Below are 16,547 nucleotides of genomic sequence, written 5' to 3' on the forward strand. Positions count from 1 at the left end.
GGGAGTGGTGCGGAACGGGGGCGCGCCGGTCCCACCGGCCGGGCGGTGCCCGGCCGGTGGACGGCGTCACTGCTGGGGCGGCGGGTTCTGCTGCCCCTGGCCCTCCTGGGGAGCCGGCTCCTGGCCCGCCTGCGGCTGCTGCGGCGGGCCGGGGTACGGCACGCCGGGGGCGTTCGGGTTGAACGGCTGACCGGGTGCGGGGGCCGGCGGGTGCTGCTGGAAGGGCTGCCCCGGGGCGGGCGCCGCCTGGGGCTGCTGGAAGGGGGCGCCCGGCTGGGGCTGCGCGTACCCGCCCTGCTCGGGCTGAGGGGCCGGCTGACCCGCGGGACCGGGGTGACCGTACGCAGCGGGGTACCCGGGCGGGCCCTGCTGCTGGGGCGGCTGCGGGTACGCGCCAGGCTGGGGCTGGGCGTAACCGGCCTGCTGGGGCTGCGCGTAGCCGCCCTGCTCGGGCTGGGCGTGACCGCCCGCGGGAGGCTGCTGCTGGGGCGCGGCACCGGGCTGGGGGTAGGAGGGCCCGCCGGGGTACGGCTGCTGGGGCTGGGGCTGGGGCTGGGGCTGCTGGTGCTGCTGCGGGTGGGGTTCGGCGGGCTGCGCGGGATACCCGTAGTGAGGAGCCTGCCCGGGGATGGGCTGACCTGGGATCGGCTGCCCGGGAGCCGCCTGCCCGGGGATCGGCTGGCCAGGGACGTGCTGGCCGGGAATGTGCTGGCCCGGGACGTGCCGGCCGGGGATCGGCCCGCCGGGCATCGGCGGGGCCGCGACCGGCGGCGGGTTGCCGTCCGACGTCCACAGCCCCTGCGACTGCTGGTGGCGCGCGATGTCCTCGGCGACCAGGGCCGACAGGTTGAAGTACGCCTCGCGGACCTTCGGGCGCATCATGTCGAGGTCGACCTCGGCGCCCGCCGCGAGGTGCTCGTCGAACGGCACCACGACCACACCGCGGCAGCGCGTCTCGAAGTGGCCGACGATGTCGTCCACCTTGATCATCTTTCCGGTCTCGCGCACCCCGGAGATCACGGTGATGGACCGTGACACCAGGTCCGCGTACCCGTGGGCCGAGAGCCAGTCCAGCGTCGTACTCGCGCTGCTCGCACCGTCCACGGACGGCGTCGAGATGATGATGAGCTGGTCGGCGAGGTCGAGCACACCGCGCATCGCGCTGTAGAGGAGGCCCGTGCCCGAGTCCGTGAGGATGATCGGGTACTGCTGGCCCAGAACGCCGATTGCGCGCCGGTAGTCCTCGTCGTTGAACGTCGTGGACACGGCGGGGTCGACGTCGTTGGCGATGATCTCCAGCCCCGACGGCGCCTGCGAGGTGAACCGCCGGATGTCCATGTACGAGTTGAGGTACGGGATCGCCTGGACGAGGTCGCGGATGGTCGCCCCGGTCTCCCGGCGCACCCTGCGACCGAGCGTGCCCGCGTCGGGGTTGGCGTCGATGGCGAGGATCTTGTCCTGCCGCTCCGTGGCGAGCGTGGCACCGAGCGCGGTGGTCGTGGTCGTCTTGCCCACGCCGCCCTTGAGGCTGATCACGGCGATCTTGTAGCAGGACAGGACCGGCGTCCGGATCAGGTCCAGCTTGCGCTGCCGCTCGGCCTCCTCCTTCTTGCCCCCGAGCTTGAAGCGGGAGGAAGCGGCGGCGGGCCGACCGCTCCTGGCCTTCTGCTTCTTGTTGAGCAGCCGGTCCGACGACAGCTCCACGGCCGCCGTGTAGCCGAGCGGAGCACCGGGGTTGGTCCGCTGCCGCTGGTCGTGCTGCACGGGCTGCGGCCAGGCGGTACCCGCCCTGGGGTCGACGGGCGGCTGCTGCGGCGCGGGCTCGGGCTGCGGTTCGGCCGGCTGCGCGGGCTGCTGCTGCGCGGGCTGCTGGTGGGGCCGGCCCTGCTGGGGGAAGGGTTGCGGGGCCGGCGGCTGGGGCGCCGGTGACTGCTGGGCCGGGATGTGCGGTGCCGGATCGTGCGGGGCGGGGGCCTGCGGGGCCGGGCCCTGCGGAGCGGCCGCGTGCGGTGCCGGGTGCTGCTGGGGGAAGCCGTAACCCCCGTGCTGGCCGGCGGAGTCGGGCGCCCCGGACTGCGGGAAGCCGTAACCGGCCTGTGCGTTCGGCGCGGGCCGGGCCTCCGGCGCCGGTGCCGTCTGCTGGGGGAACCCGTAACCGGCCGCCTGGGCAGGGGAGTCGGCCGCGTCCTGAGCCGGAACACCCGGCTGCGGGAAGCCGTAACCGGGTCCCTGAGCCGGTGTGCCCGGCGCCGCCGGAGCCTGCTGGGCGGGAGCGGGCTGCTGCTGCGCGGGCGAAGGCTGCTGGGGCGGGGCGGGGTGACCCGGCTGCTGGAGTCCGTAGCCGTCCTGGGGTGCCGGGGGAGCGGGCTGCGCCGGTACGGGAGCCGCCTGCGGGAATCCGTACGCGCCGGGCTGCGGTGCGGGAGCGGGTACCGCCTCCGGCACGGGGACGGGAGCCTGCGGTTGAGCCGGTTGAGCCGGTTGAGCCGGTTGTGCCGTCTGGGCCGGCTGCTGCGGCGGTGCGCTCGGGACAGCAGGCTGCGGGACGCCGGGGGCCGGCTGCGCCGCGGGAGCCGCTCCGGGCACGGCGTCCTGCGGGGCCGGAGCCGCGCCCGGCGCGCTGAACTGCGGGAATCCGTACCCGCCGGGCTGCGGTGCGACAGCGGGTGCCGCTTCCGGCCCGGCGGCAGCGGGCGCCTCCGTGGAGGTCTGCCAGCTCTGCGGTGAGGGCTGCGGGGCCTGCGGCTGGTAGGGCGACCCGCCCTGCGGAGGTACGGACGGCTGGGCCGGAGCCTCGGCGCGGACCGGCGCCTGCGCGCCCTCGGCCGCCGAGGCCGGCCACTGGGCGGCAGGCGCGGGAGCCGCGGGCTGGTAGGCGGGTGGCAGCGGCGGGAGCCCGCCCTGCGGCAGCGGCGGCGGAGCCCACGCGGGAGGCGTGTCCCGCACGGCGTCGGCCACCGGGGCGTCGGCCGCGGGAGCACCGGCCGCCGGCGCCGAGTCCTGGGGTGCGGCGTCCTGGGGCTCGGCGGCGTGTTCGGCGGGCCCGGCGGCGGACGGCCGCGCGTCCTCGGGCTGCGCGTCGCCGTTCACCACGTCGCCGTTCACCGCGTCGCCGCTCACCGCGTCGTCGGTCCTCGCGTCCTGCGGTGAGGGGGCCTCCGCCGAGGGAACGGCGTCGGCGTCGCCGACACCCCCGGGGCCGTCGGCCGTCACGTCAACGCGCGGCGAGTCGTCGACTTCCGCGGACTCCTGTACGGCGCCGGCCTCGTCGCCGCCCGCGTCCTCGGCCGCGCCGGCGTCACCGGACACCGTGCCGGGCGCGTCGGAGGAGGCGGCGCGGGCGGTGTCGGTCGGCTCGGCAACCGCCTTGTCGGCCGCGCCGGTTGAGCCGGTCGTCTCGGCGGTACCGGGAGCGGTTCCGGTCGAGTCCTCGGCGGGGGCGTCCGCGGGGGCGTCGGCCCGCTCCGCGATCTGACGCTTCAGCGCGACGGACGAGATCCGCATCGTCGCGCCGCTCTCGACGTCCCCGTTCCCGGCCTCGGGTGCCTCGGGTACCTCTGCCGAGGACACATCGGGCCCGGGCGCGGAGGGCACGTCGGCCGCAGGAGCCCGGTCCGGCGCGGAAGCCGCGTCGGCCGCAGCCGCAGGGGGAACGGGCGGGGCCCAGTGTCCCTGGAAGCCGGGCAGGGCGGCGGGCCCGCCGGTACCGGCGTTCGGGCCACCGGGCTCGGATCCGCCGCCCACGGGCAACCCCGGTACGGCGGTGGGGCCGGCTGCGGGAGCCACCGGAGTGGACGGAGCGCCGGGGGGCGCGGGCGGAATGAAAGGAGCCCCGGGAGCGAAGGTGGGGACGGGCGCGCTCGAAGCACCGGAGGTTCCCTGATGCCCGGTCGCAGTCGCGGCCGGGGCCGGGCTCGGGCGGTCGACGGCAGCGGGTCCGTCCGCCGCGCCCTCCCGCTCCGCGGCTTCCGTGTCGGCTGCAGCGGGGTCGGCGGCGTCGGCGGCGTCGGCGTCGTTCGCGGCGCCCGCGCTCTCCGCGTCCGTGCCGCTCCCCGCGTCCGCGCCCTTCTCGGCGTCCTCGGCTTCCTTCGCGTCGTCCGCGTCGTCCGCGTCGTTCGCGGTCTCCGCCTCAGTGGTCTCCGCCTCCGCGGCGGGAGCCGACGAGGGCTCGTGGCTCCCGGACGCGTTCTGCGTGTACCAGGCGGGCGGGGCGTAGTCGATGGTGAACTCGCCCGTCGTCTCGACGGCGGACTCCGCGTCGGACTGGTCATCGCCGGGTGTGGCCCAGCCCCCGCGGATCCCGTCCCGATCGCTGTTCACAATTCCTCCTGGTGTGGTCGAGCACCCTCGATGCCGTGCCGGGGCGACCGTTCTCGTCGTCCGGGGCCGTGTGATCCGCCCCGTCTCCCCCTGTGACGCGGCGGTCCTGTCGAAGGGTTCAGGCACCGCGCCCACCCCAGCCTAATCACCACAACCACCCCCACGGCAGGCCCGTCCACCCCTCCGGTACCAGCCACTCAGTCACACCCTGGCCAGAAACCACTCATGAACAGGCCTGCGTGGTCGACGAAATGGGCAAAAGTGCACCTAAGGAGGGCAGTTCGCGCCGAAGGGTCGCGGGAACCCGTGAAGTGCTGGACGGGTGAGGGGAATTCGGGAGCGCGCGGCACCGCGGACTCGCACGCGTCCCCGCCAAGACGCCCGCCCGGTCACTCCGCCCACCCGGAGCGAGCCCGCCCCGCCACCCCGCACGTCCGGCCGGACGCGTACGGCAGGAGCCCGCGCGCCTGGCCCGCATCGACCTCCACCCGAACGCGCCCGTCCTGCCCCCCCCCGCACGTCCGGCCGGGCGCGTACGGCGAAGGCCCGCGCACCTGGGGCGCACCGGACGACCCCGCATCGACATCCACCCGGCACGAGCCCCGACCCCGCCCTCCGCGAAGCCCGGCGCCGGCTGCCGGGAGCCGGCCAGGCCCGACGCCGACTTCGGAACGGGCGTCCCGGGAGTACCGCCGGAGCCACCGCCCGGACACCCCGTACACCCGCGCGCCGGACCCGCCGCCCGGGCGCCCGTACACCCGTACACCCGCGGCGAACCTCCTGCCCGGACCCCGTACCCCCGGAACCGACGACAGGAGGGCCGGCAGCCCGAGCCGCCGACCCTCCTGTCCGTGCCAGTGCCAGTGCCCGTCCTGCGCCGTGCCGCCGCCGCAGGCAGCCCGTGCCCGGGTCGGCGCCCCACGCGGGCAGCCGACCGTAGCCGGCCGGCTACTCCGCGGCCGTCCCGCCGTCCTGAGACGCCGGCTCCAGGTCGAATTCCCCGTCCCGCGCCCCCAGCACGAAGGCGCGCCACTCGGCCTCCGTGTACCGCAGGACCGTGTCCGGGTCGAGGGAGGAGCGCATCGCCACCGCGCCGCCGGGCAGGTTCGCGATCTCCACCCGCTCCTCGTGCTCCTCCGTGCCCGGTGCGCTCTGCCAGGCGACGTCCGAGATGTCCAGGGCGTAGAGCTCGTCCTTCTCCCGCTCCTTGCGCGCCTTGACGTTCCTGTCCTCTGCCTCTGCCTGCGTCCCTGTCTCGGCCATGGCGAAGCGACCCCTTCCCGACATGCGAGCGACGTGTCGCGTCACACTACTGGGACCGGCCCTGGCCTCCCCGGACTCCGCGAACCCGGGGCGGTGGGACCCCGGCCCCCTGGTACGCTGTGGGACGGCCGTATGTGTACGCACCTCCGGATCGCCCCGAAAGGGCCCTGGAGGACGCGCCCAGCGGATCCCCGCCTCCCGAGTAACGGAAGCTCCCCTGAGAAGTGGACCAGGGGCACTCGGTGGCCATCGAAGACTACGAGGAGTACGCGTGCCGCTCGACGCCGCTACGAAGAAGCAGCTCATCACGGAGTTCGGTCAGAAGGAGGGCGACACCGGCTCTCCCGAGGTCCAGGTCGCGATGCTCTCGCGCCGTATCTCGGACCTGACCGAGCACCTCAAGACCCACAAGCACGACCACCACTCCCGTCGTGGTCTGCTGATCCTGGTCGGTCAGCGCCGTCGCCTCCTGCAGTACCTGGCGAAGAAGGACATCCAGCGCTTCCGTGCGCTGGTCGACCGCCTGGGCATCCGCCGCGGTGCGGCCGGCGCCAAGTAGGACGCCGTGAAGGGAGCGGTTCCCGTCTGAAGGGGACCGCTCCCTTTGCTGTACGTGCGGAGTGTCACCACCTCTTTGTAGTGTGGTAGCACGACGCAGGACGCAACACGCACGACACAACGCGGCACCGGACCGACGCACAGCGCGGAGCGGTCGCCGCACCGTACGAGGAGAGGCGCATCCTGCCGCCGCCGGTCCTCGGTAGTGGCCCCCGGGGGACAGTGAGCCCGGGAGCTTCGATCGAAGACCGGCCCGCACCAGAAGGCGCGCTTCTCCGCAGGCGTCCCCCTGCCACACGGGCAGGTCGGGACGAAAGACGAAAAGTATCGGAGAAAACGCTAGTGGAGAACGAGACCCACTACGCCGAGGCCGTTATCGACAACGGTTCCTTCGGCACCCGCACCATCCGCTTCGAGACGGGCCGGCTGGCCAGGCAGGCCGCCGGTTCCGCCGTGGCGTACCTGGACGACGACACCATGGTGCTGTCGGCCACCACCGCCTCGAAGAACCCCAAGGACCAGCTCGACTTCTTCCCCCTGACGGTGGACGTCGAGGAGCGGATGTACGCCGCCGGCAAGATCCCCGGCAGCTTCTTCCGCCGTGAGGGCCGGCCCAGCGAGGACGCGATCCTCACCTGCCGCCTCATCGACCGCCCGCTGCGCCCGTCCTTCAAGAAGGGCCTGCGCAACGAGATCCAGGTCGTCGCCACGATCATGGCGCTCAACCCCGACCACCTGTACGACGTCGTGGCGATCAACGCCGCGTCCGCGTCGACGCAGCTGGCCGGCCTGCCCTTCTCCGGCCCGATCGGCGGCGTCCGCGTCGCGCTGATCAACGGCCAGTGGGTCGCGTTCCCCACGCACACCGAGCTCGAGGACGCCGTCTTCGACATGGTCGTCGCGGGCCGTGTCCTGGAGGACGGCGACGTCGCGATCATGATGGTCGAGGCCGAGGCCACCGACAAGACGATCACGCTGGTCGCGGGCGGCGCCGAGGCGCCGACCGAGGAGGTCGTCGCCGCCGGTCTGGACGCCGCGAAGCCCTTCATCAAGGTGCTCTGCAAGGCCCAGGCCGACCTCGCCGCCAAGGCCGCCAAGCCCACCGGTGAGTTCCCCGTCTTCCTCGACTACCAGGACGACGTCCTGGAGGCGCTCACCGCCGCGGTCAAGAGCGAGCTGTCCCAGGCCCTCACCATCCCGGGCAAGCAGGACCGCGAGGCCGAGCTGGACCGCGTCAAGGGTCTCGCCGCCGAGAAGCTGCTCCCGCAGTTCGAGGGCCGCGAGAAGGAGATCTCCGCCGCGTACCGCTCGCTGACCAAGTCCCTGGTCCGTGAGCGCGTCATCAAGGACAAGGTCCGCATCGACGGCCGCGGCGTCACGGACATCCGTACGCTCGCCGCCGAGGTCGAGGCCATCCCGCGCGTGCACGGCTCCGCCCTGTTCGAGCGTGGCGAGACCCAGATCCTGGGCGTCACCACCCTCAACATGCTCCGCATGGAGCAGCAGCTGGACACCCTCTCGCCGGTGACCCGCAAGCGGTACATGCACAACTACAACTTCCCGCCGTACTCCGTCGGCGAGACCGGCCGCGTGGGCTCGCCCAAGCGCCGCGAGATCGGGCACGGCGCCCTCGCCGAGCGCGCCATCGTGCCGGTCCTCCCGACCCGCGAGGAGTTCCCCTACGCGATCCGTCAGGTGTCCGAGGCCCTCGGCTCCAACGGCTCGACGTCGATGGGCTCGGTCTGCGCCTCCACCATGTCGCTGCTGAACGCCGGTGTGCCGCTCAAGGCCCCCGTCGCCGGTATCGCCATGGGCCTGATCTCCCAGGAGATCAACGGCGAGACGCACTACGTCGCCCTCACCGACATCCTCGGTGCGGAGGACGCCTTCGGCGACATGGACTTCAAGGTCGCCGGCACCAAGGAGTTCGTCACCGCCCTCCAGCTCGACACCAAGCTGGACGGCATCCCCGCCTCCGTCCTGGCCGCGGCCCTCAAGCAGGCCCGTGACGCCCGCCTCCACATCCTCGACGTGATGATGGAAGCGATCGACACGCCGGACGAGATGTCCCCCAACGCCCCGCGGATCATCACCGTCAAGATCCCCGTGGACAAGATCGGCGAGGTCATCGGCCCCAAGGGCAAGATGATCAACCAGATCCAGGAGGACACCGGCGCCGACATCACGATCGAGGACGACGGCACCATCTACATCGGTGCCGCCCAGGGCTCGCAGGCCGAGGCCGCGCGCGCCACGATCAACTCGATCGCCAACCCGACCATGCCGGAGGTCGGCGAGCGCTACCTGGGCACCGTCGTGAAGACGACGACCTTCGGCGCGTTCGTGTCGCTGCTCCCGGGCAAGGACGGTCTGCTGCACATCTCGCAGATCCGCAAGCTGGCCGGCGGCAAGCGCGTGGAGAACGTCGAGGACGTCGTCGGCGTGGGCTCCAAGGTCCAGGTCGAGATCGCCGAGATCGACTCCCGCGGCAAGCTCTCCCTCATCCCCGTGATCGAGGGCGAAGGCGACGACGAGAAGAAGGACGACACCGACAAGTGACGTCGAGTAGCTCCACGGCGACGGCCCGCACCTCCTCGGAGGCGCGGGCCGTCGCCCGTACCCAAACCCTCATCAAGGGCGAGAACGGTATCGGCACGGTCCGCAAGACCACCCTCCCCGGTGGACTGTGCATCGTCACCGAGACCCTGCCCTCCGTGCGCTCGGCCACCTTCGGCATCTGGGCGCACGTGGGCTCGCGCGACGAGACGCCGGCCCTCAACGGCGCCACGCACTACCTGGAGCACCTGCTCTTCAAGGGCACGAACCGCAGGTCCGCCCTGGACATCTCCTCCGCGATCGACGCGGTCGGCGGCGAGATGAACGCCTTCACGGCGAAGGAGTACACGTGCTACTACGCGCGTGTGCTGGACACCGACCTCCCGCTCGCCATCGACGTCGTCTGCGACATGCTCACGGGTTCCCTGATCCGCGAGGACGACGTCAACGTCGAACGCGGCGCGATCCTCGAAGAGATCGCGATGACCGAGGACGACCCGGGCGACTGCGTGCACGACCTGTTCGCGCACACCATGCTCGGCGACACCCCGCTCGGCCGCCCGGTCCTCGGCACGGTCGACACGGTCAACGCCCTCACCGCGGACCGCATCCGCCGCTTCTACCGCAAGCACTACGACCCGACCCACCTCGTGGTCGCTGCCGCGGGCAACGTCGACCACAACAAGGTCGTACGCCAGGTCCGCGCCGCCTTCGAGAAGGCGGGTGCCCTCAAGCAGCCCGACGCCACCCCGATCGCCCCGCGCGACGGCTCCCGCAGCATCCGTACCGCGGGTCGTGTCGAGCTCCTCGGGCGCAAGACCGAGCAGGCCCACATAGTCCTCGGCATGCCGGGCCTGGCCCGCACGGACGACCGCCGCTGGGCGCTGGGTGTGCTCAACACCGCGCTGGGCGGAGGCATGTCCTCGCGGCTGTTCCAGGAGGTCCGCGAGAAGCGCGGCCTGGCCTACAGCGTGTACTCGTACACCTCGGGCTTCGCCGACTGCGGGCTCTTCGGCGTCTACGCCGGCTGCCGGCCGAGCCAGGTCCACGACGTGCTCAAGCTCTGCCGCGACGAGCTCGACCAGGTCGCCGAGCACGGTCTGTCCGACGACGAGATCCGCCGGGCCATCGGCCAGCTCCGGGGCTCGACGGTCCTCGGACTGGAGGACACGGGCGCGCTGATGAACCGTATCGGCAAGAGCGAGCTGTGCTGGGGCGAGCAGATGTCGGTCGACGACATGCTGACCAGGATCGCCGAGGTCACCCCGGACGACGTCCGGGAGGTGGCCCGCGAGGTGCTCGGACAGCGGCCCTCGCTGTCGGTCATCGGCCCGCTGAAGGACAAGCAGGCGTCCCGTCTGCACGAAGCGGTCGCGTAAGTCCTCGACGAAGGAAGCAGGAACATGAGCAAGCTGCGCGTGGCGGTCCTCGGAGCCGGGGGCCGGATCGGATCCGAGGCGGTACGGGCCGTCGAGGCCGCCGAGGACATGGAGCTGGTGGCCGCGCTCGGCCGCGGCGACAAACTGGAGACGCTGGCCGAGTCCGGTGCCCAGGTCGCCGTGGAACTGACCACGCCCGCGTCGGTCATGGGGAACCTCGACTTCTGCGTACGCCACGGCATCCACGCCGTGGTCGGTACGACCGGCTGGACCGACGAGCGGCTCGCGCAGCTCGGCACCTCGCTCGCGGCCTCCCCGGAGACCGGTGTGCTGATCGCGCCGAACTTCTCCATCGGCGCGGTCCTGACCATGAAGTTCGCCGAGGCGGCGGCGCCGTACTTCGAGTCGGTCGAGGTCATCGAACTGCACCACCCGAACAAGGTGGACGCCCCCAGCGGCACCGCCACCCGCACCGCCCAGCTCATCGCGGCGGCCCGGGAGCGCTCGGGCAGCGCCCCGCAGCCCGACGCCACGGTCACGGCCCTGGACGGCGCCCGCGGCGCGGACGTCGACGGCGTGCCCGTGCACGCGGTGCGCCTGCGCGGTCTGCTGGCCCACCAGGAGGTGCTGCTCGGCGGCGAGGGGGAGACCCTCACGCTGCGCCACGACTCCCTGCACCACAGCAGCTTCATGCCGGGCATCCTGCTCGGCGTACGCCGAGTGGTGGGCGCCCCGGGCCTCACCTTCGGCCTGGAACACTTCCTGGATCTGAAGTAACCGGTATGAGCGCGAAGATCACATACGCCGTCACGGCCGCCGTCCTGGTCGTCTACTTCGTCCTGGTCGGCAGCCGGGGGGTGATGCTCGTCCAGGCCGGCACGCCGCTCACCGTCACGTTCGGTGTCGCCGTCCTGGTCCTGCCGGTGATCGGCATCTGGTTCCTCTGGAAGAACACCGAGTTCGTCAGGAAGGCGAACCGGCTCGCCGCGGAACTCGACGCCGAGGGCGGCCTGCCCGTGGACGAGCTGAAGCGGAGCCCGAGCGGCCGCATCGACCGGGACTCGGCCGACGAGGTCTTCGCCCGGCGCAAGGCCGAGACGGAGGACGCGCCCGACGACTGGCGGAGCTGGTTCCGGCTCGCGGTCGCGTACCACGACGCCCGCGACACACCGCGTGCCCGCAAGGCGATGCAGCACGCGATCGCACTGCGCGAGGGCAGGCCCGTACGGGTCTGAGGCGCCCGCCCGGGCACGTCGGACGACGGCACGGCAGGCTCGTGCGTCGCGCGGCACGCACGCCGTCGTGTGGGAGGACAGCGACCGCCGTACGACGAAGGGGCCGGACCGCTCTCGCGCGGTCCGGCCCCTTCGTGCTCGCCGCTCAGGCGTGGTGGCGGTACTCGTCCGCCCACACCTCGACACTGTCGGCCGCCCGGTCGAAGGCCTCCGGGCGCCCGAGGAAGTCCGCGTTGTGCGTGGTCACGAGCGCAGCCGGACCGTCACCCGCGCGGTCCGCGCGGACGAGGACCAGCGCCTGCCCCTGGACCGTGCGCGGCAGTCCGAGCCAGCGCACCGGCTGCTGCACGGTCCGCACCTCCCGGACCTGGCCCCAAGGGGTGGTGCGCGTGCTCAGGAAGCGCACCGCGCGCAGCCCGTGGGCACTGACCCAGGCACCCATCCGCAGCAGGCGCAGGGCGCTCGCGATGACGGCCGCCGCGATGCCGAGGCAGACCGCGCCACCGGACGGGTTGCCGGCCACCGAGATGATGACGGTGGCGAACAGCACGTACGACGCGAGCAGGAGCAGCAGCGCGGCCGCGGCGACCCGCCAGGGGCCGGGACGGTAGGGGCGCCGCCACTGGTCGCGGTCGTCGAACGGCAGAGCGAGATCCTCGCCCGGCGCGTCGAACGCGCGGTCGGCGGTCAGAAAGGGCAGGGGCACGGCTGATCCTCACTCAATCCACGCATGGGCTGTGCCCGGTGAGGCTACCCAGCCCGATCTCCGCCCACCACCCTCGGGGGTCCAAGGGAGTCCCTCCGCGCCACCCGGGCCGTCGCGGAGGTTCGGCGGGCGGAGGCCGCGGGCGGCTGCCGCGTATGCCCGGGTGAGGCGCCGACCGACGAGCGGATGCCCCGAACGGGTGCCCGGATTGACCGGCTTCGGCGATGTTCGGTGCCGTATGTCGGGTCCCGGCACCGAACGCCCCGTTGTCGGTGCCGGGCCGTAGAGTGGACGCCGCCCGAGCCCGTGATGGGAAGGATCCACCAAGCCGTGACCGACACACCCGCCGACGCCGCCGACGACCTCAAGCCCGGTTTCCGCAGCGATGTCACCGTCGAGCTGGTCAAGCACACCGCCTCCGACTCCGACGTGCTGTTCGCCGCGCGCGTCTCGACCCTCGGAGAGCAGTCCCTCGAGGAGCTGCAGAAGGACCCGGAGCGCTCCAAGGGCCTGATCAACTACCTGATGCGGGACCGGCACGGCAGCCCCTTCGAGCACAACTCGATGACCTTCTTCATCAACGCCCCGATCTTCGTGTTCCGCGAGTTCATGCGCCACCGGGTGGGCTGGTCGTACAACGAGGAATCGGGTCGGTACAGGGAGCTCCAGCCGGTCTTCTACGTTCCGGACGAGTCCCGCAGGCTGGTCCAGGAGGGCCGCCCCGGCAAGTACGTCTTCGTCGAGGGCACGCGGGCCCAGCAGGAGCTGACGGGCCGCGTCATGGAGGACTCCTACCGGCACGCGTACGAGGCGTACCAGGAGATGCTCGCCGCCGGAGTCGCCCGCGAGGTCGCCCGATCGGTCCTCCCCGTCGGTCTTTTCTCCTCGATGTACGCGACGTGCAACGCCCGCTCGCTGATGCACTTCCTCGGCCTGCGCACCCAGCACGAGCTCGCGAGGGTGCCGTCCTTCCCGCAGCGGGAGATCGAGATGGTCGGCGAGAAGATGGAGGCGGAGTGGGCGCGGCTGATGCCCCTCACGTACGCGGCCTTCAACGGCAACGGGCGCGTGGCCCCTTAGCGCACCCGCTCCACGCCGCCGGGTACATCTGTGCGGTTCAACCGAGCGAAGTGTCCGTATTGCGGCATTTCGAGAAGTTCATCTAGCCTGATCAAACGGACCCGGCACTGCTTGAACCCCCGAGCAGGCAGTGCCGGGCTCCATACTTGTCATGACTTGTCGCCCGACCCGAGGGCAGACCGCACGGTGAGCAGCGAGTAGCGTGTTACCCATGGCTCCGACCTCCACTCCGCAGACCCCCTTCGGGCGGGTCCTCACCGCCATGGTCACGCCGTTCACGGCGGACGGCGCACTCGACCTCGACGGCGCTCAGCGGCTCGCCACCCACCTGGTGGACGCAGGCAACGACGGCCTGATCATCAACGGCACCACCGGTGAGTCACCGACCACGAGCAACGCGGAGAAAGCGGATCTCGTACGAGCCGTACTGGAGGCGGTCGGCGACCGCGCCCACGTCGTCGCGGGCGTCGGCACGAACGACACGCGGCACAGCATCGAGCTCGCCCGGGACGCCGAGAAGGCCGGCGCGCACGGCCTCCTGACGGTCACGCCGTACTACAACAAGCCCCCGCAGGAGGGGCTCTACCAGAACTTCAAGGCGATCGCCGACGCGACCGGGCTCCCGGTCATGCTCTACGACATCCCCGGCCGCTCCGGCGTACCGATCAACACCGAAACGCTGGTGCGGCTCGCCGAGCACCCGCGTATCGTCGCCAACAAGGACGCCAAGGGCGACCTGGGCCGTGCCAGCTGGGCCATCGCCAGCTCCGGCCTCGCCTGGTACTCCGGCGACGACATGCTCAACCTCCCGCTGCTCTCCGTGGGCGCGGTCGGCTTCGTCTCCGTCGTCGGCCACGTCGTCACCCCCGAGCTGCGGGCGATGATCGACGCTTACACCAGCGGCGACGTCCAGAAGGCCACCGAGATCCACCAGAAGCTGCTCCCCGTCTTCACCGGCATGTTCCGTACCCAGGGCGTCATGACGACGAAGGCCGCGCTCGCCCTCCAGGGCCTGCCCGCCGGGCCGCTGCGCCTCCCCATGGTCGGCCTGTCGCCCGAGGAGACCACGCAGCTCAAGATCGACCTCGCCGCAGGCGGGGTACAGATCTGACCACAGACTTCACAACTGAATACGTACGACCACGCAGGCCGCAGCGCCTGCGCCAACAGACAACTGCTACTGCACGAACGTCACGCGCGCCACGTGCCCTGCCAGGTACGTGGCGCGTGTGGTGAGGAGAGTCTTTTGAGTCATCCGCATCCTGAACTCGCGCCGCCGCCGAAGCTGGCCAAGGAGGGCCTGAGGGTCACCCCGCTCGGCGGGCTCGGTGAAATCGGCCGGAACATGACCGTCTTCGAGTACGACGGCCGTCTGCTGATCGTCGACTGCGGAGTGCTCTTCCCCGAGGAGGAGCAGCCCGGAATCGACCTGATCCTGCCGGACTTCACGTCCATCAGGGACCGCCTCGACGACATCGAGGGCATCGTGCTCACGCACGGGCACGAGGACCACATCGGCGGCGTCCCCTTCCTGCTCCGCGAGAAGCCGGACATCCCGCTCATCGGCTCCAAGCTGACCCTCGCTCTCATCGAGGCCAAGCTCCAGGAGCACCGCATCCGCCCGTACACACTCGAGGTCGCGGAGGGCCACCGCGAGCGCATCGGCCCCTTCGACTGCGAGTTCGTGGCGGTCAACCACTCCATCCCCGACGCCCTCGCGGTCGCCATCCGCACCCCCGCGGGCATGGTCGTCCACACCGGCGACTTCAAGATGGACCAGCTTCCGCTGGACGGCCGCCTCACGGACCTGCACGCCTTCGCACGGCTGAGCGAGGAGGGCATCGACCTCCTTCTCTCCGACTCGACGAACGCCGAGGTCCCGGGCTTCGTACCGCCCGAGCGCGACATCTCGAACGTGCTGCGCCAGGTCTTCGCCGGCGCCAGCAAGCGGATCATCGTGGCGAGCTTCGCCAGCCATGTGCACCGCATCCAGCAGATCCTGGACGCGGCCCACGAGTACGGACGCCGTGTCGCCTTCGTCGGCCGCTCGATGGTCCGCAACATGGGCATCGCCAGGGACCTCGGCTACCTGAAGGTCCCGCCGGGCCTGGTTGTGGACGTCAAGACGCTCGACGACCTCCCGGACCACCAGATCGTCCTCGTGTGCACGGGATCGCAGGGCGAGCCGATGGCGGCCCTGTCCCGCATGGCGAACCGCGACCACCAGATCCGGATCGTCCAGGGCGACACGGTGATCCTGGCGTCGTCGCTCATCCCCGGCAACGAGAACGCGGTCTACCGCGTGATCAACGGCCTGACCCGCTGGGGAGCCAACGTCGTCCACAAGGGCAACGCCAAGGTGCACGTCTCGGGCCACGCGTCCGCCGGCGAGCTCCTGTACTTCTACAACATCTGCAAGCCGCGCAACCTGATGCCGGTGCACGGCGAATGGCGCCACCTGCGCGCCAACGCAGAACTGGGAGCCCTCACCGGCGTCCCGCACGACCGCATCGTGATCGCCGAGGACGGCGTGGTCGTCGACCTCGTCGCAGGCAAGGCCAGGATCGCGGGCAAGGTCCAGGCGGGATACGTGTACGTCGACGGCCTCTCGGTCGGCGACGTCGGCGAGCCGGCGCTCAAGGACCGCAAGATCCTCGGCGACGAGGGCATCATCTCGGTCTTCGTGGTCGTGGACTCCAGCACCGGCAAGATCACCGCCGGCCCGCACATCCAGGCCCGCGGCTCCGGTATCGACGACTCCGCCTTCGGGGAGGTCGCACCGAGGATCGCCGAAGTGCTGGAACGGTCGGCCCAGGACGGCGTGGTCGAGCCCCACCAGTTGCAGCAACTGATCCGCCGGACACTGGGCAAGTGGGTCTCCGACACCTACCGCCGCCGGCCGATGATCCTGCCGGTCGTGGTCGAGGTCTGAGCGCCTCACCTGCGGCCTTCCGGAGCCGGGCCCCTCGATTTGCATCGGGGCGCCCGGCTCCAGTACGTTTACGTCTCCGCCTGAACGGGAACCCGGCACAACTACGTGTCCGGAGCACACCGAACGGAGCGGGAATTCCGACTCAGAACTTCTGATAAAGTCGGAGTCGCCGGAAAGGGAAACGCGAAAGCGGAAACCTGGAAAGCACCGAGGAAATCGGAACCGGAAACGGTCTGATAGAGTCGGAAACGCAAGACCGAAGGGAATCGCCCGGAGGAAAGCCCGAGAGGGTGAGTACAAAGGAAGCGTCCGTTCCTTGAGAACTCAACAGCGTGCCAAAAATCAACGCCAGATATGTTGATACCCCGTCTACCACATCGTGGTGGGTGGAGGTTCCTTTGAAAAAGTCCTGTCGGGCATTGTCCGGCAGGCGCATCAGCGAGGACGCTGTGAATGATCGGCCCTATTCCGGCCGGTTGTTCCGCTCTCGTGGTGGAGTCCCGATTACGGGAAAACAT

General features: G+C 71.5%; 11 protein-coding genes. 8 read left to right on the top strand and 3 right to left on the bottom strand.

Going from position 1 to position 16,547, the window contains the following annotated elements; translation table 11 throughout:
* Positions 1-66: 66 nt before the first annotated feature.
* Both IE265_RS31860 and IE265_RS31865 read right to left on the bottom strand, forming a co-directional pair.
* Positions 67-4,320: an SCO5717 family growth-regulating ATPase gene (locus IE265_RS31860; RefSeq protein ID WP_190039219.1), complete on the bottom strand. Its 4,254-nt coding sequence runs from the start codon at positions 4,318-4,320 to the stop codon at positions 67-69.
* Between the two features lie 948 nt (positions 4,321-5,268).
* The gene (locus IE265_RS31865; RefSeq protein WP_190039220.1) at positions 5,269-5,583 is read right to left on the bottom strand and encodes a DUF397 domain-containing protein; all 315 of its coding nucleotides are present in this window, start codon (positions 5,581-5,583) and stop codon (positions 5,269-5,271) included.
* A 271-nt stretch (positions 5,584-5,854) separates the two neighbouring features.
* On the opposite strand from IE265_RS31865, the gene rpsO reads away from it, so the two are divergent.
* The 5 genes from rpsO to IE265_RS31890 all read left to right on the top strand — a co-directional run bounded on the left by rpsO (position 5,855) and on the right by IE265_RS31890 (position 11,311).
* Entirely contained in the window at positions 5,855-6,142 is a 288-nt protein-coding gene (gene rpsO, locus IE265_RS31870) for a 30S ribosomal protein S15 (RefSeq protein WP_020128575.1), read from the top strand.
* Between the two features lie 341 nt (positions 6,143-6,483).
* Positions 6,484-8,700: a polyribonucleotide nucleotidyltransferase gene (locus IE265_RS31875; protein WP_190039221.1), complete on the top strand. Its 2,217-nt coding sequence runs from the start codon at positions 6,484-6,486 to the stop codon at positions 8,698-8,700.
* Positions 8,697-10,076, top strand: coding sequence for a M16 family metallopeptidase (locus IE265_RS31880; protein WP_190039222.1), 1,380 nt, complete (start codon positions 8,697-8,699; stop codon positions 10,074-10,076). Before IE265_RS31875 ends, IE265_RS31880 begins: the two co-directional genes overlap by 4 nt.
* 24 nt (positions 10,077-10,100) lie before the next feature.
* Positions 10,101-10,853 carry a 4-hydroxy-tetrahydrodipicolinate reductase gene (gene dapB, locus IE265_RS31885; protein WP_190039223.1) on the top strand — a complete coding sequence of 251 codons (753 nt, stop codon included), beginning with the start codon at positions 10,101-10,103 and terminating at the stop codon, positions 10,851-10,853.
* A 5-nt stretch (positions 10,854-10,858) separates the two neighbouring features.
* Positions 10,859-11,311 (top strand): tetratricopeptide repeat protein, encoded by a 453-nt coding sequence (locus IE265_RS31890; RefSeq protein WP_190039224.1) that lies wholly within the window; start codon positions 10,859-10,861, stop codon positions 11,309-11,311.
* Positions 11,312-11,456: 145 nt separating this feature from the next.
* Here the strand turns inward: IE265_RS31890 and IE265_RS31895 are convergent, their stop codons facing one another.
* Positions 11,457-12,017 (bottom strand): SCO5741 family PH domain-containing membrane protein, encoded by a 561-nt coding sequence (locus IE265_RS31895; protein ID WP_190039225.1) that lies wholly within the window; start codon positions 12,015-12,017, stop codon positions 11,457-11,459.
* Positions 12,018-12,347: 330 nt separating this feature from the next.
* On the opposite strand from IE265_RS31895, the gene thyX reads away from it, so the two are divergent.
* From thyX to IE265_RS31910, 3 genes are all read left to right on the top strand, one after another.
* The gene (thyX, locus tag IE265_RS31900; protein ID WP_190039226.1) at positions 12,348-13,097 is read left to right on the top strand and encodes an FAD-dependent thymidylate synthase; all 750 of its coding nucleotides are present in this window, start codon (positions 12,348-12,350) and stop codon (positions 13,095-13,097) included.
* A 211-nt stretch (positions 13,098-13,308) separates the two neighbouring features.
* Complete coding sequence (dapA, locus tag IE265_RS31905; protein WP_190039227.1) at positions 13,309-14,208, top strand: 4-hydroxy-tetrahydrodipicolinate synthase; 900 nt, start codon at positions 13,309-13,311, stop codon at positions 14,206-14,208.
* 135 nt (positions 14,209-14,343) lie between these two features.
* Positions 14,344-16,029, top strand: a complete 1,686-nt coding sequence (locus IE265_RS31910) for a ribonuclease J (RefSeq protein WP_190039228.1) — start codon at positions 14,344-14,346, stop codon at positions 16,027-16,029.
* Positions 16,030-16,547: the final 518 nt, after the last annotated feature.

It is taken from the genome of Streptomyces fructofermentans (genome assembly GCF_014651055.1).
Classification (GTDB): domain Bacteria; phylum Actinomycetota; class Actinomycetes; order Streptomycetales; family Streptomycetaceae; genus Streptomyces; species Streptomyces fructofermentans.

Coding starts and splice junctions, on each gene's coding strand:
- IE265_RS31865 (WP_190039220.1), bottom strand. CDS start 5,583: ATGGCCGAGACAGGGACGCAGGCAGAGGCAGAGGACAGGAACGTCAAG.
- dapB (WP_190039223.1), top strand. CDS start 10,101: ATGAGCAAGCTGCGCGTGGCGGTCCTCGGAGCCGGGGGCCGGATCGGA.
- IE265_RS31890 (WP_190039224.1), top strand. CDS start 10,859: ATGAGCGCGAAGATCACATACGCCGTCACGGCCGCCGTCCTGGTCGTC.
- dapA (WP_190039227.1), top strand. CDS start 13,309: ATGGCTCCGACCTCCACTCCGCAGACCCCCTTCGGGCGGGTCCTCACC.